This is a genomic window from Streptomyces sp. NRRL S-1813, from assembly GCF_000719605.1.
Taxonomy (GTDB): Bacteria; Actinomycetota; Actinomycetes; order Streptomycetales; family Streptomycetaceae; genus Streptomyces; species Streptomyces decoyicus.
In genome coordinates, this window is the sequence record NZ_JOHB01000033.1 from 1 (window position 1) to 18,697 (window position 18,697).

Annotated in this window: 19 protein-coding genes and 2 pseudogenes; 14 read left to right on the forward strand and 7 right to left on the reverse strand. The window is 67.4% G+C overall.

Features of this window, described 5'->3' with window-relative positions; genetic code table 11:
• Nucleotides 1-283: 283 nt before the first annotated feature.
• Nucleotides 284-847 carry a GNAT family N-acetyltransferase gene (locus IF67_RS0131800; RefSeq protein ID WP_051818813.1) on the reverse strand — a complete coding sequence of 188 codons (564 nt, stop codon included), beginning with the start codon at nucleotides 845-847 and terminating at the stop codon, nucleotides 284-286.
• A 53-nt stretch (nucleotides 848-900) separates the two neighbouring features.
• Here IF67_RS0131800 and IF67_RS0131805 point away from each other — a divergent pair, with 53 nt between their 5' ends.
• From IF67_RS0131805 to IF67_RS0131810, 3 genes and pseudogenes are all read left to right on the forward strand, one after another.
• Entirely contained in the window at nucleotides 901-1,671 is a 771-nt protein-coding gene (locus IF67_RS0131805) for an IS5/IS1182 family transposase (protein WP_030991567.1), read from the forward strand.
• Nucleotides 1,672-1,891: 220 nt separating this feature from the next.
• Nucleotides 1,892-2,127, forward strand: a pseudogene (locus tag IF67_RS46055) (hypothetical protein); the annotation flags it as partial.
• 656 nt (nucleotides 2,128-2,783) lie between these two features.
• Nucleotides 2,784-3,617 carry a PIG-L family deacetylase gene (locus tag IF67_RS0131810; RefSeq protein ID WP_030991569.1) on the forward strand — a complete coding sequence of 278 codons (834 nt, stop codon included), beginning with the start codon at nucleotides 2,784-2,786 and terminating at the stop codon, nucleotides 3,615-3,617.
• Here IF67_RS0131810 and IF67_RS46390 read toward each other — a convergent pair.
• Nucleotides 3,559-3,801: a transposase gene (locus IF67_RS46390; RefSeq protein WP_420708733.1), complete on the reverse strand. Its 243-nt coding sequence runs from the start codon at nucleotides 3,799-3,801 to the stop codon at nucleotides 3,559-3,561. The genes IF67_RS0131810 and IF67_RS46390 overlap by 59 nt on opposite strands.
• 193 nt (nucleotides 3,802-3,994) lie before the next feature.
• The gene (locus IF67_RS0131815; protein ID WP_030991570.1) at nucleotides 3,995-5,563 is read right to left on the reverse strand and encodes an alpha/beta hydrolase; all 1,569 of its coding nucleotides are present in this window, start codon (nucleotides 5,561-5,563) and stop codon (nucleotides 3,995-3,997) included.
• Between the two features lie 235 nt (nucleotides 5,564-5,798).
• Between IF67_RS0131815 and IF67_RS0131820 the strand changes: the two genes are divergently transcribed.
• Both IF67_RS0131820 and IF67_RS46395 read left to right on the forward strand, forming a co-directional pair.
• A complete protein-coding gene (locus tag IF67_RS0131820) occupies nucleotides 5,799-5,984 on the forward strand; it encodes a hypothetical protein (RefSeq protein WP_030991572.1) in 186 nt (61 codons plus the stop codon).
• Nucleotides 5,985-6,056: 72 nt separating this feature from the next.
• Nucleotides 6,057-6,276, forward strand: a pseudogene (locus tag IF67_RS46395) (SulP family inorganic anion transporter); the annotation flags it as partial.
• 255 nt (nucleotides 6,277-6,531) lie between these two features.
• Here IF67_RS46395 and IF67_RS0131830 read toward each other — a convergent pair.
• Both IF67_RS0131830 and IF67_RS42230 read right to left on the reverse strand, forming a co-directional pair.
• Nucleotides 6,532-7,257: a DUF1775 domain-containing protein gene (locus IF67_RS0131830; RefSeq protein ID WP_030991574.1), complete on the reverse strand. Its 726-nt coding sequence runs from the start codon at nucleotides 7,255-7,257 to the stop codon at nucleotides 6,532-6,534.
• On the reverse strand, nucleotides 7,254-7,796 hold the full coding sequence (locus tag IF67_RS42230; RefSeq protein WP_078889750.1) for a helix-turn-helix domain-containing protein: 543 nt from the start codon (nucleotides 7,794-7,796) through the stop codon (nucleotides 7,254-7,256). Before IF67_RS42230 ends, IF67_RS0131830 begins: the two co-directional genes overlap by 4 nt.
• 263 nt (nucleotides 7,797-8,059) lie before the next feature.
• On the opposite strand from IF67_RS42230, the gene IF67_RS0131835 reads away from it, so the two are divergent.
• The 6 genes from IF67_RS0131835 (at nucleotide 8,060) to IF67_RS0131865 (ending at nucleotide 15,479) form a co-directional block, all read left to right on the forward strand.
• Nucleotides 8,060-8,968, forward strand: coding sequence for a cation diffusion facilitator family transporter (locus IF67_RS0131835; protein WP_420708731.1), 909 nt, complete (start codon nucleotides 8,060-8,062; stop codon nucleotides 8,966-8,968).
• Between the two features lie 56 nt (nucleotides 8,969-9,024).
• A complete protein-coding gene (locus IF67_RS0131840) occupies nucleotides 9,025-9,756 on the forward strand; it encodes a hypothetical protein (protein ID WP_158713190.1) in 732 nt (243 codons plus the stop codon).
• A gap of 123 nt (nucleotides 9,757-9,879) precedes the next feature.
• A complete protein-coding gene (locus tag IF67_RS0131845; protein ID WP_158713191.1) occupies nucleotides 9,880-10,575 on the forward strand; it encodes a DivIVA domain-containing protein in 696 nt (231 codons plus the stop codon).
• Between the two features lie 1,134 nt (nucleotides 10,576-11,709).
• Nucleotides 11,710-12,852, forward strand: a complete 1,143-nt coding sequence (locus IF67_RS0131850; protein ID WP_030991580.1) for a PLP-dependent cysteine synthase family protein — start codon at nucleotides 11,710-11,712, stop codon at nucleotides 12,850-12,852.
• A complete protein-coding gene (locus IF67_RS0131855) occupies nucleotides 12,849-14,108 on the forward strand; it encodes an MFS transporter (protein ID WP_030991582.1) in 1,260 nt (419 codons plus the stop codon). The genes IF67_RS0131850 and IF67_RS0131855 overlap by 4 nt, the downstream gene beginning before the upstream one ends.
• 828 nt (nucleotides 14,109-14,936) lie before the next feature.
• Entirely contained in the window at nucleotides 14,937-15,479 is a 543-nt protein-coding gene (locus IF67_RS0131865) for a VanZ family protein (RefSeq protein ID WP_063754410.1), read from the forward strand.
• A gap of 309 nt (nucleotides 15,480-15,788) precedes the next feature.
• Here the strand turns inward: IF67_RS0131865 and IF67_RS43960 are convergent, their stop codons facing one another.
• Nucleotides 15,789-16,073, reverse strand: coding sequence for a hypothetical protein (locus IF67_RS43960; RefSeq protein WP_158713192.1), 285 nt, complete (start codon nucleotides 16,071-16,073; stop codon nucleotides 15,789-15,791).
• 420 nt (nucleotides 16,074-16,493) lie between these two features.
• Between IF67_RS43960 and IF67_RS43965 the strand changes: the two genes are divergently transcribed.
• From IF67_RS43965 to IF67_RS0131880, 3 genes are all read left to right on the forward strand, one after another.
• On the forward strand, nucleotides 16,494-16,715 hold the full coding sequence (locus tag IF67_RS43965; protein ID WP_030991589.1) for a DUF7489 domain-containing protein: 222 nt from the start codon (nucleotides 16,494-16,496) through the stop codon (nucleotides 16,713-16,715).
• 633 nt (nucleotides 16,716-17,348) lie between these two features.
• Nucleotides 17,349-17,501, forward strand: coding sequence for a hypothetical protein (locus IF67_RS43970; RefSeq protein ID WP_158713193.1), 153 nt, complete (start codon nucleotides 17,349-17,351; stop codon nucleotides 17,499-17,501).
• A gap of 128 nt (nucleotides 17,502-17,629) precedes the next feature.
• Nucleotides 17,630-18,070 carry a VOC family protein gene (locus IF67_RS0131880; protein WP_030991591.1) on the forward strand — a complete coding sequence of 147 codons (441 nt, stop codon included), beginning with the start codon at nucleotides 17,630-17,632 and terminating at the stop codon, nucleotides 18,068-18,070.
• 95 nt (nucleotides 18,071-18,165) lie between these two features.
• Here IF67_RS0131880 and IF67_RS43975 read toward each other — a convergent pair whose 3' ends face one another.
• Nucleotides 18,166-18,531 carry a hypothetical protein gene (locus IF67_RS43975; protein WP_158713194.1) on the reverse strand — a complete coding sequence of 122 codons (366 nt, stop codon included), beginning with the start codon at nucleotides 18,529-18,531 and terminating at the stop codon, nucleotides 18,166-18,168.
• Between the last annotated feature and the right edge of the window lie 166 nt (nucleotides 18,532-18,697).

Genomic DNA, 18,697 nt, shown 5'->3' on the forward strand with positions numbered 1-18,697 from the left:
CTGTGAAGCCTTCGGGCTTGCTTGAGCCGTGATGCTTGGAAACAGGCACGTCCGGTTCTGAGGGGGCCGGGTCACGGCGACGTGACCCGGCTACCCGACGGCTTCCGGGCCGTCGCCACCCGCTACGAGAAACGCGCCTGCGTCTACCTCGGAACCGTCACGGTCGCGACCCTCATGATCTGGCTCCGAACATGATCCGAGAAACAGTGCCTAAGGGTTGTCCCGTTATCGCTGGTCATGCCTCGCCAAGCGCCCTCGTGCTGCTTTGGGAGCACGAGGGTCGTCATTGGGTATCGATGCGCAGGTCCCGGATGTACCAGTCGAGCCGTGTCCTGTCCTCGCCGTGTGTGTGTTTGCCGGGGGTGAACCCCGCCCGGCGGGCGACTGCGGAAGACGCGGCATTCTCCGGCTCTACCCTGATCACGGCCTCCTTCGCTCCCTCACTTGCCGCGTATCGGGAGACCAGGAGGACCGCGCGGGTGGCCAGCCCGCGCCCCCTCCAGGACGGGTAGAGGCCGTAGGCGACATTCACCTGTCCGGGAGACAAGCCCTCTGCTGTGAACCGCAGGTCGATCGTCCCTGCGAGCGCCTCGTCGATGCCTACCCGGATGCCGAAAGCGCGGAGTGGGCCGGCCGTGTCCCACTGTTCCCGGCAGTGCCGCATGTAGTCTTCGACGCCCTCGCGTGTGCCGGGACCGCCGCTGAGCCAGCGCACCAGCTGCTCATCCTCCCCTGCGAGGTGCGCCTCCGCATCGTCCAGGCGCAGCGGGGACAGAGCGATGATCCCGTCGGACAGCTTCACTTCATGCATCCGGCGATTCTTGACGCCGGAGCTGCGTCGCGCCATCGGATTCCGCGGGACATCACGCAGAGTCGCTCTGCACAGGGGATGATTTTGGGGTGGCTGGTGTGATCACGGCGTCGGAGCCTTCCTGGATAGCCCCGTTCACCGGGCTGAGCCCGCGTCAGTTCGGCAAGCTGATCGCCGCGCTGCGCCGCGAAGGCGCGGATGTGGTCCGCAAAGGACGGCCGTGGAGCCTGCCACTGGAGGACCGGGTTTTGCTGGTCGCCGCCTACTGGCGGACGAACCTGACCCTGCGGCAGCTTGCGCCGCTGTTCGGGGTGTCCAGGTCGGCAGCCGACCGCATCATCGACCATCTTGGGCCCACGCTCGCGCTCCAGCCGCGCAGGCGGTTCCGTAAGGACACCGTGCTGATCGTGGACGGAACCCTGGTGCCCACCCGTGACCACACCGTCGCCGAGCAGTCGAAGAATTACCGGTACTCGACCAACCACCAGGTCGTCATCGATGCCGACACCCGGCTCGTGGTCGTCGTCGGCCAGCCGATGCCCGGCAACCGGAACGACTGCAAAGCGTGGGAACTGTCCGGCGCGAAGGACGCTGTCGGCAGGACCACGGTCATCGCCGACGGCGGCTACCGGGGCACCGGCCTGGTCATCCCGCACCGCCGCGAGCGCGGCCAGTCCGAACTCCCGGCCTGGAAAGAGGAACACAACGCCTCTCACCGCAAGGTCCGCGCCCGCGTCGAGCACGTCTTCGCCCGGATGAAGGGCTGGAAGATCCTGCGCGACTGCCGCCTGAAAGGTGACGGTGTTCACCACGCCATGCTCGGCATCGCCCGCCTGCGCAACCTCACCCTGGCCGGGTAACGAAGAAACGGACTGGTCAACCAGCACGCCGTAGATCATTTACGGGACAGCCCTGAGTGACCTGAGTCTGGGCCGCCACCTTCTGTTTCAGCAGCAGCTCCGTTTGCGCGGCCGCTGCGGAGACGCGGTCGTGGCGGATGTGCCACTCGGTCAGTCCGCTCCCGGGTCGCATACTGAGAGATCGGCGATCAGCCCTGGGGCGAGTCCTGGCTTGTCACCTTCCTTCGCACGCCGGGACGTACTGCGGTTGCGTCACTCCGTGGTCACCGCAGCGGCGGACGCGGCGGCGGGTAAGGGCGAGCGGGGATACGGCCGGCAGCTTCGGTCCGAGTTGATGATGCTTTCCGCGCTTCCGGTTGCCGAACTGCGCGGTCAGGCGGATGCACTCGCCCGGGAGATCCGCGAGGTCGATGTGCGTATCCAGCGTAGAACTGGGAGGTCGAACTGCTGGACTGAGCAGTCCAGCCGGCTGGGACGATGTGGAGCAGGTAACAGCTTCGGAGGCGTGCACACACCGAGGGCTGGCGGTTTTCCAGCCCACTCCTGGCGCGTGATGAGCAACGCGAGGGTTCGACTCCCGATCAACAGTGCAGCTCAGCACCGCGTACAGGTAAAGGTGCACATTGCACAGCACATCACCACGTGCAGATCCGAGGCGGCAAGGGCGGGTTCGGGGCTTTTCACATCGCAGCATCATGGAGAAGGGCGATGTCCGGCGGATACTGTTGGCGATTTCGGCGGCGCTCCAATCAGCCATCGCGAACGAGACTTCCGCGAAAGCCAGGTCGTTTGAGAACCTCGGCCACAGTCGGTCTCAAACGACCTGGCAACCGCGCTGGTCAGCAACCCACCACACGCCAGACGCAGTGCGACAGGACGGCAGGTCGCGCCTGTACCTCGTTCGCGTTGAGCCCCGAAGTCTGGAAGGCCACGGCTGCGCCGGGAACAGCCGGGCCGGTCGGCACAGTTGCATCGACCGAGGGACCGGCGCCGCAGGGGCGGGGAACACGGAGACCACAAGGTCGTCCGCCCCACCAGGATCCGGGCCCCAGGATCGCGGTACACCCGCCGCGCCCTCGCAACAAGACGTATTTCTGTAGGAGGAATGTTTCATGACTGACCGGCCCTTGACCCTCATGGCAGTACACGCCCACCCCGACGACGAGGCCACCGGAACCGGAGGGGTCCTCGCGCGGTACGCGGCGGAGGGCATCCGCACGGTTCTCGTGACGTGTACCGACGGCGGTTGCGGTGACGGACCGGGGGGTGTCAAGCCGAGCGATTCCGGGCACGATCCGGCGGCCGTCGCCTTGATGCGCCGTCAAGAACTCGAGGCGAGCTGTGACGTCCTGAAGGTCAGCGATCTGGAGATGCTGGACTATGCCGACTCCGGGATGATGGGCTGGCCGAGCAACGACGCCCCCGGATCCTTCTGGCAGACCCCCGTGGAGGAAGGCGCCGCCCGACTTGCGGAACTCATGCGGCACTACCGACCCGATGTGGTCGTCACCTACGACGAGAACGGCTTCTACGGCCACCCCGACCACATCCAGGCCCACCGCATCACGATGGCGGCACTGGAGATGACCGCACTGACACCGAAGGTGTACTGGACGACGATGCCCCGCTCGATGATGCAGCGGTTCGGAGAGACCATGCGCGAGTTTCATGAGGACATGCCCGAGCCGGATCCTGCCGAGGCCGCCGCGATAGCCGAAATCGGCCTCCCCGACGATGAGATCACCACGTGGGTGGACACCACCGCATTCAGCGGTCAGAAATTCGATGCGCTGGCCGCGCACGCCAGTCAGGGCGAGAACATCTTCTTCCTCAAGATGGGCAAGGAGCGGTTCGGCGAGTTGATGGGCATGGAGACCTTCGTACGTGTCAAGGACGCCACCGGCGCGGCCGTACCCGAGAACGATCTCTTCGCCGGACTGCGCTGATCCGCCCGTCCCACCGAGGCCCGGAAAAGCTCATCGGCCGCACGGCGCACTGCATTCCCGTCCGGAACTTGAAGGCGATCGCGTCGATCACCTCATGGTGATCCCGCCAGCGGCCACCCCGCTTCGGCGTCCGGCCCGGAAGTAGCGGCTCGATCCGCGCCCACTGCACGTCAGTCAACGACACACCGGGACCAACGTCCCGCTCCAAACGAAACTGCCTAGCTGGGGAGCATTGAGATCTACGGCTCGGCTGTTCCAGCCCTATCCGTCAATGCCAAGCGATGCCGCGGTGATCGGCTGCGCTGAGCTGTGAAGGCGTCGGAGGCCCGGCGTGATACCGCACGCCGGGCCCCGAAACACTCGCCGGCCTCCACGGGTCAGCTCAAGCAGTTGGCGACCTTATCGGGTAGCTTTCCCCCGACCAGATACGTGTCGACGGCACGGTCGGTGCACGTGGACGGATTCTCCGAGGCGTACGCCCCGTGTCCCTGGCCCTTGCGTACGAGCAGCGAGCTGTTGTCCAACTGCCGGTGCACCGCCTGCGCGTTCGTGAGCGGAGTTCGCGGATCGTCGGTGTACGAGACCAGCAGCACCGGTGCGGTCCCGGATCCCTTGATCGGCTCGACCACACCGGTGGGGGCGAGCGGCCACGTCGCGCAGTCGATCATCTGCCAGGCCAAGGAGCGACCGAAGAGCGGTGATCGTTCGGCGAACGCGTCCGCGGTGTGCAGCATCTCCTTCGGGGACTTCGGCGCTGCCGGGGAGTCCAGGCACAGCACCGCCGGCATGCTCAAGGACATGTTCTCCTCGGCCTGCTCCTCCTGCGGTGTCGGCCTCTCGCCGCCAGCACCGGATTCAAGATGCTCGAAGGCGCTCACGTCCCCGTCCAGGGCGGCCACCAGCGCGTTGGTCAGTTGCTTCCAGCTCTCTTCGTCATTCAGGGCCGTTCTCAGATACCCGGACAAGGCGGCATCGGTGAATTCCTCACCGTCGACCGCTTGCAACGGCTTCCGCTCCAGCTCCTTGGCGAACTGGGCGAGCCTCCGCACGACCTCCCCAGCCGTGTCCCCCAGCCGGTCATCGCCGCGCGCGACAAGGCTTCGGGCGTATCGACGCAACGCGTTTTCGGAGACCTTGACGTCGAGTAGGGCGACCTGCTGCATATCGGCGGCGGGATTGACCACACCGTCCAGCACCATCCGGCCCACCTTCCCGGGAAACAGCTTCATGTACTCCTGGCCGAGGAAGGTGCCGTAGGAAACGCCGGTGTAGTTCAACTTGGCGTCGCCGAGGACCGCACGCAGCACGTCCAGGTCGCGCGCAACGCTCACGCTGTCCATATGCGCGAAAACGGCGCCGCTCGCCCGTTGGCAAGCCCGGGCCCGCTGGGTCGCGTCGGCGAACGCCTTCTCGGCCTCCGCCTCGGTACGCGGCGGATTCTCGGGCTCCTCCGGCGCACCGTCGGGGCACCTGATCTGCCCGGAACCGGCTATGCCTCGCGGATCGAAGCCGACCAGATCGTAGCGGGCCCGAGCCTTTTCACCGGCATGCCAGTTTCCATCGGCCACGAAGCCCGCACCGCCCTCGCCGGGCCCGCCGGGGTTGAAGATCAGCGACCCCAGCCGACGGCTGGGGTCTTTGGCCCGCACCCGCGACACCCGCAGCTTGACGGTCTTCCCATCCGGGTCTGCGTAGTCGACCGGCACCTTCACCCAGCCACACTCCGCACCGGGCACGGCCTTCGGGGTGACATCCACGCCACAGGACGTCCACCGGACCTTCTGCTGCGCGAAGTGCGCGGGCAACGCCGGGACGGAAGTGTTCCTGCCCTTGGCGTCGTCGGGCCGGGACGCTGCGGCGCCTCCGACACCGCACACCGTCACCACAAAGGTGGTGACGGCCAACACACCGGCCGTCAAGGATTTGGACTGGCAGGGAATGGACATCGCCGTTCTCGCTCTCTCGCTGCCCCCGGGGAAGCATGCTCACAGTCACGGCTATTGCGCTGTTTCCTCCGTCACAGCCGGATATGGGACCTACGCAGCGTCGACGGGCGAACACACGGAGCCATCATCTGGGAGGCGACACAGCCGGCGAAGGTCCAGACCGCTCCGGGCCGTGACCGACTGTGGTCACGGCCCGGCGTGACGGGGACGAGCAGCGACACGATCAGAGTGACCAGTGCTCGGCGAGGCAGTCGCAGGACGCGAGCAGCGGGGATCGAAGTTGCTCGCCGGCATCGGGCTGGTGCTGATCGCCGGCCAGCTGTACTCCATGACCGACACCAAAGCCCCGTCCAGCGGTCTGGACAAGATCGCCGGGCTGCCCGGAATGCTCATCGCCACCATGGTTCCGGCACCGCGCTGACCGCCTTCGGCCGCGCAGGTCGTTCCCGCGCCGCTCGCCGCCGTCGCGCTGGCGTCCATTGCGTCGATGGTGGGCGCCGGCCCGATCCAGGCACACCTGAGCGGCAACGCCACGTTCCTTCGGCTGCCGAAGCTCCTCGACACTGTGGAGGCTCTGCCGCAGAACCGGCCCGTCGAACTGCATGGCCGGTCTCCGTCACCTCAACCACGCATGCCGGATGGCCCTGGAGAACTGGGCCGCCCGCCACAGCGCCGAGGGCATCGAGCCCGTCCGGGTCGCTTCCGGCACCTGAGTCCACGCCGGGCAGAGAGGGGGCCCGCCGCCGACGTCACGGCGGCGGGCCCCCTCGCATCGCGATGTCGCGTCGCCCCGAAGACCAGTGTGCTCTCGCGGTCGTCTTGACCTCGATCGACAACCGATGGCCAGCCCTACGGGGCAGGGAGCGAAGTAGCTCGCCCCGGGCTTCACTGCCAAGGACCAGATGGTGCGTGAGGCAACAGGTGTGGGTACGCGACATGGGGTCACGCACCCGCTCCTGCCCCGCTGTCTATGCCTGGGTACGGCTTCGGCGAAGCCACCAGAAAACGCCGGCACCACCCAGGAGGACGACCACCGCGATCACGATGACGAGGGCACCAGTACTGCTGCCCGAGTCCTCTTCAGCTTCAGCCTTTGTCTGCTTGCCGGACGTACTTGCCGCCGGGGACGAGGCTCCCTTGGAGGGGGTGCTGGTGCGCGGCTTCGGGGAAGGGTTCGGGGCGATCGGCTCGGCCCCGGGAGCTGCGGCCTTCAACTCCAGTACCGGAGCAGGGTTCTCGGCCTTCTCACCATTTCCGGGCACCTCGATCCAGCGCGACATCTTGCCGTCGCTGTACGTCTCAAGGGTTTTGAACGCCAGCGACTTTGCATCAGGCAGTTGCCGCACGGTGATGCTGTGCTCGGCATCGGTACCGACTGTCAGGGCCTTTCCGCGCACGGTGTAGCCGTCGGCGGTGGCCGTCAGTTTCCAGCCCTTCGGGGCGTCCTTCAGCGCCACCGCATTCGGGGCGATGCCTTTCGGCAGGACGATCCGGAGTTCCTTGATGCCCGCGCCGTCCGACTCCGCCTCGGAGGTGAAGGACAGCGTGACGTTCTCGGCCAGGGCTCGCGCATCGGAGGCGGTCACCTCGGCGTGCGCTGCCGCAGGTCCTGCTGCCGCAACCAGGACAGCAACTGCTGCGGCGGCCGCGAGCCCCAGCCGGCGGAGGTGAAGAGCGGTGTGTGATGTGTTCACGAGGGAAGGACTCTTTCGGTACGGGCGGGCCTCACCCAGAAGGCGCAGAGCCCACCAGGCTCAGGGGAACTTCTCCTGCCCGCCCGGCCGGAGGGCCCCGGCGTACCACCGCATGACACAACATCGTTGCAGCAGTCGGCCGCACTGCGGCAGCCTGGTCTGTCCCAGGCAGCGGAGGCACCGTCGGCGAAGGACTGGACAGATGAGGCGGCCAGGCTTTCGGGCCGACTCGGTGTCGCCAGCTGTGCGGATGGGGCGACCAGGCTCTCGGGCCGGCTGCGGGCGTGGTGCGCAGCGCCCCACAGGGTGAGCAGACGCGATGCGTCCGCTTTCGCGAGCCGCCCCAGCGCCTCGACCGCCTGCCGCGGCGGGAACTTGTCGCCGTTGAGGTAGCGGTGCCAGGTGGATTTGCTGTAGTCGGTGCGCGCGGCCAGCTCGACCAAGGTGAGGCCGGTCTGCTCTTTGAGCGTGCGCAGCCGTTCCACGAGGCGCCGCGTGTCGTCGTTGAGTGGTGCGGGCAGCGGCCGCCAACGGGTCATCCCGGTTCCCTCCCTGTCCCTGATTTCGCGGGCGGCATCTGGAACGGCGCTGCCGTGGCGGCCGGGCCATCCCAGTTCATCCCAGATGCGCTGGGATAGGTACCCATGGGCGAATTATTGGACACGCTACGTACGGAACCGAACACGCATCGCGTTGGATGCGGTCACTGAAGGAAGGACCGACGGACATGGGCGACCACGACCCAGAGCCCGGGCACAGGCACAGGCACGGGCATGCTTCCGGGCACAGCCACCAACACGGCGTGAGCGCCGACACCGACCGTCGGTACCTGACGGCGGCGCTGGTGCTCATCGTGGGCTTCCTGGTCATCGAAGTGGTGATCGGGATCATCGCGGGGTCACTGGCCCTGATCTCCGACGCGGGGCACATGCTGACGGATGCCGGTGCGATCCTGCTGGCGCTTGTCGCGATGCGGCTGGCCGCCCGCGAGGCGCGTGGCGCGTTCACCTACGGTCTCCAGCGCGCCGAGGTCGTCTCGGCCCAGGTCAACGGATTCACTCTGCTCCTGCTCGCCGCGTACTTCACCTATGAGGGCGTCCACCGTCTCGTCAACCCAGTGGCGGTCGAAGGCGGTTGGGTGATCGTCACCGCGCTGGCCGGCATCGCTGTGAACGTGGCAGCCACATGGCTGCTCGCCAAGGCCGACCGTAGGAGCCTGAATGTAGAGGGCGCCTTCCAGCACCTGCTCAACGATCTGTATGCCTTCATCGGTACCGCGCTCTCCGGTGTCGTCGTCTGGCTGACCGGATGGAACCGCGCGGACGCGGTTGCCACGCTGGTCGTGGCGGCGCTCATGGCCAGGGCCGGCTGGGGCCTCGTGCGCGAAGCCGGGCGGATCTTCATGGAGGCCGCCCCGCGCGGGATGCGGCCGGACGAGATCGGAGCCCAGGCGGCGGCGCTCGACGAGGTGGTCGAGGTGCACGATCTGCACCTGTGGGAGGTGTCGTCGGGCCGGCCGGCATTGTCCGCCCACATTTTGGTGGCTCCCGACGCCGACTGCCATGCGGTGCGCGAAGCGGCCGAGGAACTGGTCCGTGCCGAATTCGGCATCCTCCACAGCACTCTCCAGGTCGACCACGCCCCCGCCGGTGTGGCGACAGGCTCTCTGGCTCACTGCGGTGAGCCGCACGGCCCGGCTCACCGGAGGTAGGGCGCATGCATTTCTGGGACCCCTCAGACGTGCCGGGCGGGTCCGCGTGGATCGGCTTGTCTCTCATCGTCGCGGCGACCTTGTCGGGAATGTGGGTCGCCCGGCGGTCCGCGGGCAAAGCGGGGATGCTGCTGGTGATCGCCTCCGGACTGCTGTTGACCACCGCTGCCGTCGACATCCTTCCCGACGCATGGCACGACGCCTCCGCAGTGGGCCTTTCCGGCTGGGTCGTGATCGGCGTATCGGCCCTGGGCTACGGCGTGATGACCGTCTTCACAAGGAACGGCTGCGGCTGCGACGCGGACCTCGCGCCTCAGGTGGTGGGGGCACACGCCCCTGGCCGTCACCGAAAGATGAAGGAAGCGGCCGGCGCCATCTCCGTCGGGATGGGTGCGGCCACCGCTCTGACCGTGCACCGCGTGGTGGAGGGTTCCGCCGTAGTCCTGGACTTCTCCGTACCCGTCATCCTGGCCTTGGTCATCGGCTCCGTGAGCGACGGACTCGCACTGGCCACCCTTCTGCAGGAATCACACCAACGCCTGGCTCCCTGGGCCGTCATGGCCTGCGCAAGCCCTGCACTCGGAGTCCTCATCACCTCGCTCAGTCCGCTCCCCGCGCCCGCCCTCCCCCTTGCCCTGTCCCTCGTGGCCGGGGTGATCCTGCGCATCGCCTGGGTGGGCCTGCGGCTCGCCGCGAAGAAACGGGCCAAGGGCCAATTGCCGCGCTGGCAGATCGTCACAGCTGCCACCGCAATCGCCCTGACCGCCGCGTTCATGATCGCCCACTAGATCCGAATCAATCCCCTGAAACAGGAATTCCCTGTGTGAAAGAGACGCCCCATGAGCGAGGAATGCTGCGACAAAGATCTGTCCGACCCAACAGAGTCCGCGGACTCCGTCTTGCGTCCGGCCTTGCCGACTGTCGACCGGACTCTGCTGACCCCACACGACGTGCATCACAAGCGGTTCGCCACCGTACGGCTGCGTGAAGGTTACGACCTGGCCGAGGTGGACACCTTCCTGCACGAGGTGGAGGCCACTCTGGCCCGGCTGTTCAGGGAGGTCGGCGCCCTGCGGCAACAAGCCGCCGAGTCCGGCGAGCCGGCCGCACAGCTATCGGGCAGCGACCAGGCCCAGCGCGTCCTTGCGCTCGCCGACCGCACCGCCGGCGAGGTCATGGCTCAAGCAAGTGCCGACGCCACGCGCATCGTCATGGAAGCGCAGTCCCGCGCCGAAGAGACCGAGCGCGAGGGGCAGGAACGCGCCACCCAGATCGAGCAAGAGGCCCGTAACCGTGCTGCCGCTGTGGACCAGCGCCTCCACTCCAAGCAGAACGAACTGCTGACGCTGCACGACATCCGCCGCGACCTGGAACGCAAGGTGGCAGCCTTGCGCACCCTCGCCACCGAACAGCGGGAACGTCTGCTGACGAACCTGGACGGCCATTTCGAAGCCATCGAACGCACCGCTGCCGAAGTCCTCGAAGCGGTGCCGCCGCAAGGACGCCCCACCTGGGCGGCGTCCAGCCCTACCGTCCCCCGGCAGGGCGTCAGTACCTTCGCGGACGAGCCGGTCAAGTCCTTCGGGGACGACCCGAGGGCAGGCTGACCGCCCATGCCCCGCGAACGGTCACCACCGGATGTCCCGGTCAACCACATCCTGCCTACCGACCCATCCGCCGGATGACGAAGGAGCAGCACGATGACGACGCACCAGGACTGCGAGGAAGCGCACCCCGGTCAGCCCCACACGGGGAACGCACCCCAATGCCATAAGGGGCAGCACTCCGCGAAGGCGTCCACGGTCTGTAGTGGAGCCGAAGGCCACGACCACACCGATCACGATGGCCACACCGAAGGCGACGGCTGCGAAGCCGACTGCACTGGGCCTGACCCCTGTCACGCTGACTGAACCAGCGTCACGGTGTCCGTCCGGGCTCTCCTCACCGTCCAGGAGGACCCGGACGTTCACGGTGAGGAAGCCGCCCATGCCCTCCATTCACCCGATGTGGCGATCGACGCGCGCGGAGTTGTACACACTGCCCTCTGCCGCCAACCCCATACCGCCCTTGAAATTCCTGCGGATTCCCCACGTGGGAGCCACGTGACGGGGCACGGAGCACACGTTCCTCACAAGCACTTTATGTGTTCGCTTGATTACGATTCGTGTTTGTGAGGGTTCTGGCAGTGTGCCGCAGCGACCGCCCAGCGATGTGGAGCAGGGCGGCTCTTTGCGTTGTTCTGGCAACCCTGATCCATGTGCTCGGTTGCGCACACGGACCGGCCCCAGCGGGAACGGGCCGTATCGACGCCTTCCTGACAGCTTCCTCCACCTGCTCGCAGGAGACGGAGAACACTGATGGCCCTGCCGGTGAATCGCCACGTCACGGTGGGCACGGATCCGCCGAGTGCTCCGGAGCTGACGAGCCCTCCGTCCAAGCCCCACGGAGCATCGGGGCTCCCGAGCAGCCGGCCGTAACCCCTCAACCCTTCGACGCCACCATGTTCGCCGGCGACTTGGCCGTGGTGGGGCCGCCTGCCGGCAACGACTCCGTCGGCGCAGCACATGGCCACAAACGAGCCCTGCTTGGCGTGTGGCAGAACTGATCGACTCCTGAGCCGCGCGAGCGAGCCACCTTCTGGAGCTCCGCCGCCTCCCGGCTCACGGTCAGTTCTGCCTCCTTCCACCCGCACATGACCGGCCGGCGCCGCACGACCGCACCGGCCTAGGGAGAAGCACGCCATGAACCACTTCGCAGCACCCAGCGCCCCTGCCGCACCCGCCCAGCTACTCGCGGACGCCAAACGCCCCATGCATACGCCTGCCGGCCTCGTCGGCGACACACCCGTGCTGTGGGTCGGAGAGCCGTTCACCGCAGGCGGGAGCGGCTTCTGGGCCAAGCTGGAGGGCCACAACCCTGGTGGGATCAAGGACCGGACCGCGCTGTACATGGTCCAATCCGCCCGCCAGAGGGGCGATTTGCTCCCCGGCGCCCCGATCATCGAGTCCACCTCCGGCACCCTCGGCCTCGGGCTCGCCCTCGCCGGGGTCACCTACGGCCACCCGGTCACCGTCATCACAGACCCCGGGATGGAACCGCTGATGTCAGGGCTGCTCACCGCGTACGGAGCCGACGTCCAGATGGTCGACACCCCGCACCCCGTCGGCGGCTGGCAGCAAGCCCGCCGTCAGCGGGTCGAGGAGCTGCTAGCCGTGCATCCGGGTGCCTGGTGCCCGGACCAGTACCACAACCCGGACAACGTGGCGGCGTACCGGCCGCTCGCCCATGAACTCGTGGCGCAACTCGGCCGCATCGACGCCCTGGTCGTGAGCGTCGGTACCGGGGGCCACTCCGCCGGCATCGGTGCAGTGCTTCGCGGCTACTTCCCCAGCCTCCACATCGTAGGAGTCGATACCACCGGATCCACCATCTTCGGACAGCCCGCCGGGACACGACTGATGCGCGGCCTCGGCAGCAGCATCTACCCGGGCAATGTCGCGTACGACCTCTTCGACGAGGTGCACTGGGTTGCCGCCCCCGAGTCGGTGTGGGCGGCCCGTGCGCTCGCGCGGTGCCGGTACGCCACCGGCGGGTGGAGCGTCGGCGCGGTCGCGCTGGTCGCCCGGTGGCTGGCCGGCCGGATGCCGGCCGAGTCGCGCATCGTCGCCGTCTTTCCCGATGGACTGCAGCGTTACGTCGGCACTGTTTTCGACGACACTTACTGTCGCCGGCACGGGCTCCTCGGCCACACGCCCCCATCCGAACCGCGAGAAATTGCCCACCCCGGCGAGATGACTGTCACCTGCTGGACGCGGTGCACCACTGTCGTCGATCCGCTCGGCGCGAGGCGCGGGCAGCAGCAGCTGGCGGAGATGTCCCGATGAAGTCTCTTTGGCGGCAGACCTGTTCGTTCCCGGTCGCTGCGCGGCTGTTGATGGCCAACCAGTTCGCCATCAACCTCGCGTTCTACATGCTCATGCCCTACCTCGCCGCTCATCTGTCCGGAGACCTCGGCCTGGCTGCATGGGCCGTCGGGCTCGTCCTGGGCGTCCGGAACTTCTCCCAGCAGGGCATGTTCCTCATCGGCGGCACCATCGCCGACCGGTACGGCTACAAGGCCCCGATCATGGCCGGCTGTCTGCTGCGCACGGTCGGCTTCGGAGTCCTCGGCTGGGTCGACAACCTCCCCGCCCTCGTTGCCGCGTCGGCGGCCACCGGGTTCGCCGGAGCCTTGTTCAATCCGGCCGTAAGGGCCTACCTCGCAGCCGAAGCGGGCGACCGGCGGGTGGATGCCTTCGCGACCTTCAACGTCTACTACCAGGGAGGCATGCTCCTCGGCCCGCTCGTCGGCCTCGCCCTCCTGGCCACCGACTTCCGCGCGGTGTGCGCGGCAGCCGCTGCTCTCTTCGCCGTACTCACCCTGTTGCAGTGGCGCACTCTGCCGGCCCGGCGCGGCGACTCCGCGAACAAGGGTGACGCGCCGGCCGGAGTGCTGGCCCAATGGCGCACCGTCATGTCCAACCGCCCCTTTCTCCTCTTCTCGATCGCGATGATCGGGTCCTACGTACTGGCCTTCCAGGTCTATCTGGCCCTCCCCCTCGCCGCCGACGAGGCCCTGGGAGCCAACGGGACCAAGGTCACCAGTGGGCTGTTCGTCGTCTCCGCAGTTGTCGCCGTCGCCGGGCAACTACGCCTGACCGGCTGGGCGAAGCGCCGCTGGAGTCCGCACGAAGCTCTGTTCCGTGGGCTGGCGGCCATGGGGCTGGCCTTCGTGCCCCTCGCACTCGCCCAGCCCGGAGCGAGAGCGATGACCCTCGTCTCCTTGGTGACAGCAGTCGTGCTCCTCGCCGTGGGCAGCGCGGTGGTCTACCCATTCGAGATGGACACGGTCGTCGCCCTCTCCGGCGGCCGCCTGATCGCCACCCACTATGGGCTGTACAACACCGTCTCCGGGCTCGGCATCACCTTGGGCAACCTCGCCACCGGAGCACTGTGGGGCTTCACTCAGCATCACCACATCGCCTGGCTGACCTGGTCCGCCCTCAGCGCCACTGGACTCACCTGCGCCGCTTCCGTCGCGGCACTGGCCCGGAGCGGACACCTGGCCCCGAGGCAGCCAGCGGCCGTCGTCACCGCCTGAGCACGGGCATCAGGCCCGTTCATCAGCGGCTCGACCGGATCGGCCACCGCATCAGGCAGGCGGCTGTGATCCCGGACGGTCTGATGTCAGTCCCTGTCGGCAGGCGTGGACTCGATGATGTGGCATATAACGCCCTCTTCACCGCGTCCCAGGGCGGTCCCCTATGGACGCAGCCGGATGCACGGGGAGGGCAGCTCGCGCCGATGGCCGGTTGCTTGCGGCCCGTTCAGCAACCAGCACGGCAGCACTTCGCCACAACCGGGCGCGCGCATGGCCCTGTTGGCTCACTTCGGCGCAGCGTGCAGGCAGTGGGATGGCCACGCCGGGAATGGCCAGACCCGCGAAAATTCCGAATGCGGCGGCGATGACCATCTGCCAGCCAAGAGATCTCCACCATTTCGTCTTCATCGCACATCTCCCCAGCTGCCGAGTCGATTTCCAACAGGACCAGGCGTGATTCCCGGCAGGGCAAGCGACGATTTCTGAGGTGGCGATTAAGCGGAGCTACTGACATGAGGGGGCCGGTCCGGTCGTCCTGCCACCGGCCGAGGGGAACCGCGAGGAGCCAGGGCCATTCGGTGATGAGGATCTCCCCGGGGAGATCACGTGAGGCCGAGGGCGGTCAGGGCACCGCGGTAGTCACGGTTGGTCTGGCGGTTCTGGCGGAGGACGCCGATGCGAGGTGGTTGCGCAGGGAGGCCATGGTGCGGGGCAGGTAGCCGGTGCGGGTCTTGGAATCGTCCGTCATCCCCGTCCAGAAGGGCGAGGCCCCCGGCCGACCATCTCACCCGTTAAGGGCCTCATATATCCGACTGCTACCGTCCGGCCATGTTCTTCCTGATTGCCCTCCTCACCGGTGTGTTGGGCGGAGTGCTGATCTACAGCGCCACCTCCATACGCAAGCGCCCCCAGCAGATGTCACGGCGTATGGCCCTCGCTCTGCTGTGGTTCTGGGCGGCCGGCGTCATCTACTTCACGTTCGGCACGCCCTCCGGCGGCGGCCAGACCGTTAACCTCAAGCCCCTGGACGTCACCAACAAGGCCGACATCGTCGACGCCGTTCTCAATGTGCTCATGTTCGCCCCGGGCGGCATCCTCCTCGCGCTCCTCCCGATGCGCTGGCACCAGGCAGCTCTGTCTGGATTCCTCGGTTCCCTCGCCATCGAAGCCACCCAATACCTGACCCACTCCGGACGCAGCACCGACATCAACGACCTCATCGGCAACACCCTCGGCGCACTGGCCGGCTTCGCCTGCACCGCAGCGGCTCTCTCACACACGCGCGCCGCCCGCGGGCCCCGCATGCCCCGGCACTCCAACTGCGTACGCAACCCGATGGCCAGTCCGAACACCAGTGGGAAAGATCTCTGACCCCATCGTTCCCAGACCACTTCAGTATCCGTCCGGGGGCAGCGGACCGACTACAGCAGCGGGAGGGGGTGGCCGCCGCCCGGGGCTCCGGCGACCGCGCTCCGTCAGTCGCCGGCCTGATCCCGGCGATCTCGTCCAGCCGCCGGCCACTGACCGCCTGGTGCGTGGTCAGCGGGCCAGGACGTCCCGGGATCGCGGCGTCGATGGCGAACCTTCCGCTGGTACAAAGGTCCACAGCGTGCGACGGCCGGCCTCAAGTGAGCACCCACCGCCTTCTTGGGCGGCGCCGTAGCGGGACCCAGCACCCGTTCACTGTCTCAGTGGACGGGCGGCGCGGTCTTCCCTAGCGACGGCGTAGCAAGCCTGTGAGGCGAGTGTCATACCCATGCGGCCCAGCACCTCAATGGACTCCAGAAGGATCTTCGTGTCCATCTTCGCCATGGCTTCGCCGAAACGATTGCGCTCGGCCAAGTCCTCTGCGGACACCGCGGTACGAAGCGCCGAGACCTGCTCGGCCAGCTTCTCTCGCTCGGCTTGCATCGCCGCCATCCCGCGTACGGCGCGGACGATCTCCTCATCGGTCATGTCGCTCATCAGGTCCCCTTCGGTCTCCTGCTTCGGTGTCTCCTGGTCAGATGAGGCAACTGCCCTCCGAGGTCGCTCCATCACGTCGAACTGTGACATGCGCGACGTGGCCGATGCCGCAGTGAGTCTCCAGCATGGACTGGGTTTCAGCTGTCCGCCCACGTTCTGCACGATCAGCAGCCACACCAGCCCCAGGACCAGGGGGCGGGTTGACCCGGATCCCCTGGAGCTGACGCCCGTCATGCGCATCCTGGACGGCGACTTCGTCGTGGCCGCCAGTGGACCTTCTCGCCGCACTGAAGAGAGCGCCAGGCCGCACGTCGCTCCCGGCAGTGAACGGCCACGGTGGCCCGGCAGGACATATGTCATCCCCAGGACAGGACTCAAGGACCTACAGAGTCGGCTGCCGGTCCTCGTAAGCTCCACAGCATGTTCAAATCTCGCAAAATCGGACGAGACGACTCCTGGGAAGGCATCGTCACCAATAAGTCCCGGGGAATGCTCGACGGCTCGAACATGTACCACTTCGTCGAAGTCCGCCTTGCCGATGGCGAATCCGTGAAGGTCCGGATCAGCCGCCGGCTCTGGAAGTCGATCGAGGTCGACGATCGGATCGTCAAGCGGCCGGGCGCCGCCCCGGCCAGAGAGTAGCCCTTCAGGAGCCTGGAGGTGTGGGAAGCCGCTATTGCCGGTCCGGGATCGCCGCAGGCCCTGGCCAGCTGTCGTGCGACGACCGCTATAAGAAACGATGTCTTGGTCGCTGCGTCGAGGCGGGCGTTGATATCGGTCAGCAACGCCGATGCCGATGCCGAGTGGTGGGATGACCAGCCCTGGACGCCGCCCGCAAGCTCACGGACATGGGAGCGGGTTCCCTGCCGATCTGCGGCACCCACGCCAGGCTCAAGGGTGTCCTGACCGACCGGGACATCACCGTCAAGCGTCTCTTGCGTCGCTCCTACCGTCATGGTGCTGAGGCTCATGTGCCTGCTCCCTCCCGGTTGTTGCGTCTCCGCCTCTGCGCCCCTACCCGGGGCCTCCGAGTGAACACCCTCCAAGCGCGTACCTCGGCGACGAGGTTCGGCTGGACGGTGACGTACCGGAGCTTGTTCCCAGAGCCCCTCCCTCGCTGATCTGCATTCCCGTCCACGGATGCTCGGGCCCGCCGGGGGTCAGCGCGGCCCCCAGCTCGCGCCGGCGCCGCGCGGCGGGGCACGGACGCGTGCGGCGAGGGCGAGCGGCACGGGGAACTCCCCCCGCCAAGGGTGACCCGGCACCGTGAATTAATTGGGGAGGCGCAAGGCTCAAGCGCGCACGCTGCGAATCGCCGAGGAAGCATGGAAAAGTGGGGGCACGCTGCGGCTGATCGTCTTCATGGGAGCGGCCACCTGCGCCGCACTCACCCTCGGTGGTGGCGCCTGGCTCGCGGGTCTGCTGTAGGGGTGCTGAGGCGCGACCGGGATTTTTCGGAGTTCGGCGGTCCGAGGATGTCGAGAACGTGCCACCGGCTCCGTCCCAGGGACATCAGCGGCCACCACCGGCCGCACGAGGCAGAAGGAGAAACCAGCATGGCGATTCAGCGGATGGACAACGTCGGCATCGTCGTCGAGGACATGGATGCCGCCATCGGGTTCTTCGTGGAACTCGGTATGGAGCTGGAGGGCAGGGCGGAGGTCGAGGGCCTCGTCGCCGACCAGTGCACCGGACTTGACGGCGTCCGCTGTGACATCGCGATGGTCCGGACCCCGGACGGTCACAGCCGGCTCGAGCTGGCGAAGTACCGCAGCCCCGCGGTGATCAGCGCCGGGCCGCGCAACCGGCCGCACAACATTGCGGGCACGCACCGCGTCATGTTCGCCGTCGACGACATCGAGGACACCGTTGCCCGACTGCGCCCTCACGGCGCCGAACTCGTCGGCGAGATCGCCCGGTTCGAGGACAGCTATCTGCTCTGCTACGTCCGCGGCCCGGAGGGCATCATCGTCGGACTGGCCGAGCAACTGCGCTGAGAAGGAGGAACCGAACCACAGCCGAACGAGATCATCGAGGTTCTGAACCGCCCGATCGGCCAGGAGCTGCTGGCCCGTGATGTGACCCGCCTGGCCTACGTCGCCAAGGACCAGCACCTCGGCGAGGACGGCGGGGGCCGTCTCCTTGGCCGACCAGTCGGTGAACGTGTCCAGGGCGGGCCGGCGAACGCGACCTCGTCACTGTCGTCGAAGAGATGGGTCAGCCGCAGTACCTCGGCACCGAACAACCGGTGAACCGGATCTGTGTGCGTGCCCAGTTCCGCAGCTGCCGTCCAGGTCGCCTGGTCGCGCCGGTGAGCCAGCAGCATGGTGGCACTTGCCCATGCCGTGTGGTTCTGGTCGGCGTGGGCCAACGCCCGGTCCATGAGCTCCTCGAACGAGGTGCGGACGCCGAGCAGCTCCTCCAGGTGCGTGAGGATCGCCCCATGCCCGCCCCGCACGGTAATACCGTCAAGGGTGTACTTGTCGATGCTGTTGCACTCGTCGTCCTGGACTCTGGTCCGGGTGACGACATCCTCGGAACCCGTGCGCCGCCGCAGTTCCGCTCGACTCCCGTCTCGCACGCGTGGCGGGCGAGGTCCCGCATGCTCTCGCTTCGCGGAAGCG

What these genes read in the sequence shown, in the direction of transcription:
- IF67_RS0131800 (WP_051818813.1), bottom strand. Translation starts at nt 847, where the DNA reads ATGGCGCGACGCAGCTCCGGCGTCAAGAATCGCCGGATGCATGAAGTG.
- IF67_RS0131810 (WP_030991569.1), top strand. Translation starts at nt 2,784, where the DNA reads ATGACTGACCGGCCCTTGACCCTCATGGCAGTACACGCCCACCCCGAC.
- IF67_RS0131815 (WP_030991570.1), bottom strand. Translation starts at nt 5,563, where the DNA reads ATGTCCATTCCCTGCCAGTCCAAATCCTTGACGGCCGGTGTGTTGGCC.
- IF67_RS42230 (WP_078889750.1), bottom strand. Translation starts at nt 7,796, where the DNA reads ATGACCCGTTGGCGGCCGCTGCCCGCACCACTCAACGACGACACGCGG.
- IF67_RS0131850 (WP_030991580.1), top strand. Translation starts at nt 11,710, where the DNA reads ATGAACCACTTCGCAGCACCCAGCGCCCCTGCCGCACCCGCCCAGCTA.
- IF67_RS0131855 (WP_030991582.1), top strand. Translation starts at nt 12,849, where the DNA reads ATGAAGTCTCTTTGGCGGCAGACCTGTTCGTTCCCGGTCGCTGCGCGG.
- IF67_RS0131865 (WP_063754410.1), top strand. Translation starts at nt 14,937, where the DNA reads ATGTTCTTCCTGATTGCCCTCCTCACCGGTGTGTTGGGCGGAGTGCTG.
- IF67_RS43960 (WP_158713192.1), bottom strand. Translation starts at nt 16,073, where the DNA reads ATGAGCGACATGACCGATGAGGAGATCGTCCGCGCCGTACGCGGGATG.
- IF67_RS43965 (WP_030991589.1), top strand. Translation starts at nt 16,494, where the DNA reads ATGTTCAAATCTCGCAAAATCGGACGAGACGACTCCTGGGAAGGCATC.
- IF67_RS0131880 (WP_030991591.1), top strand. Translation starts at nt 17,630, where the DNA reads ATGGCGATTCAGCGGATGGACAACGTCGGCATCGTCGTCGAGGACATG.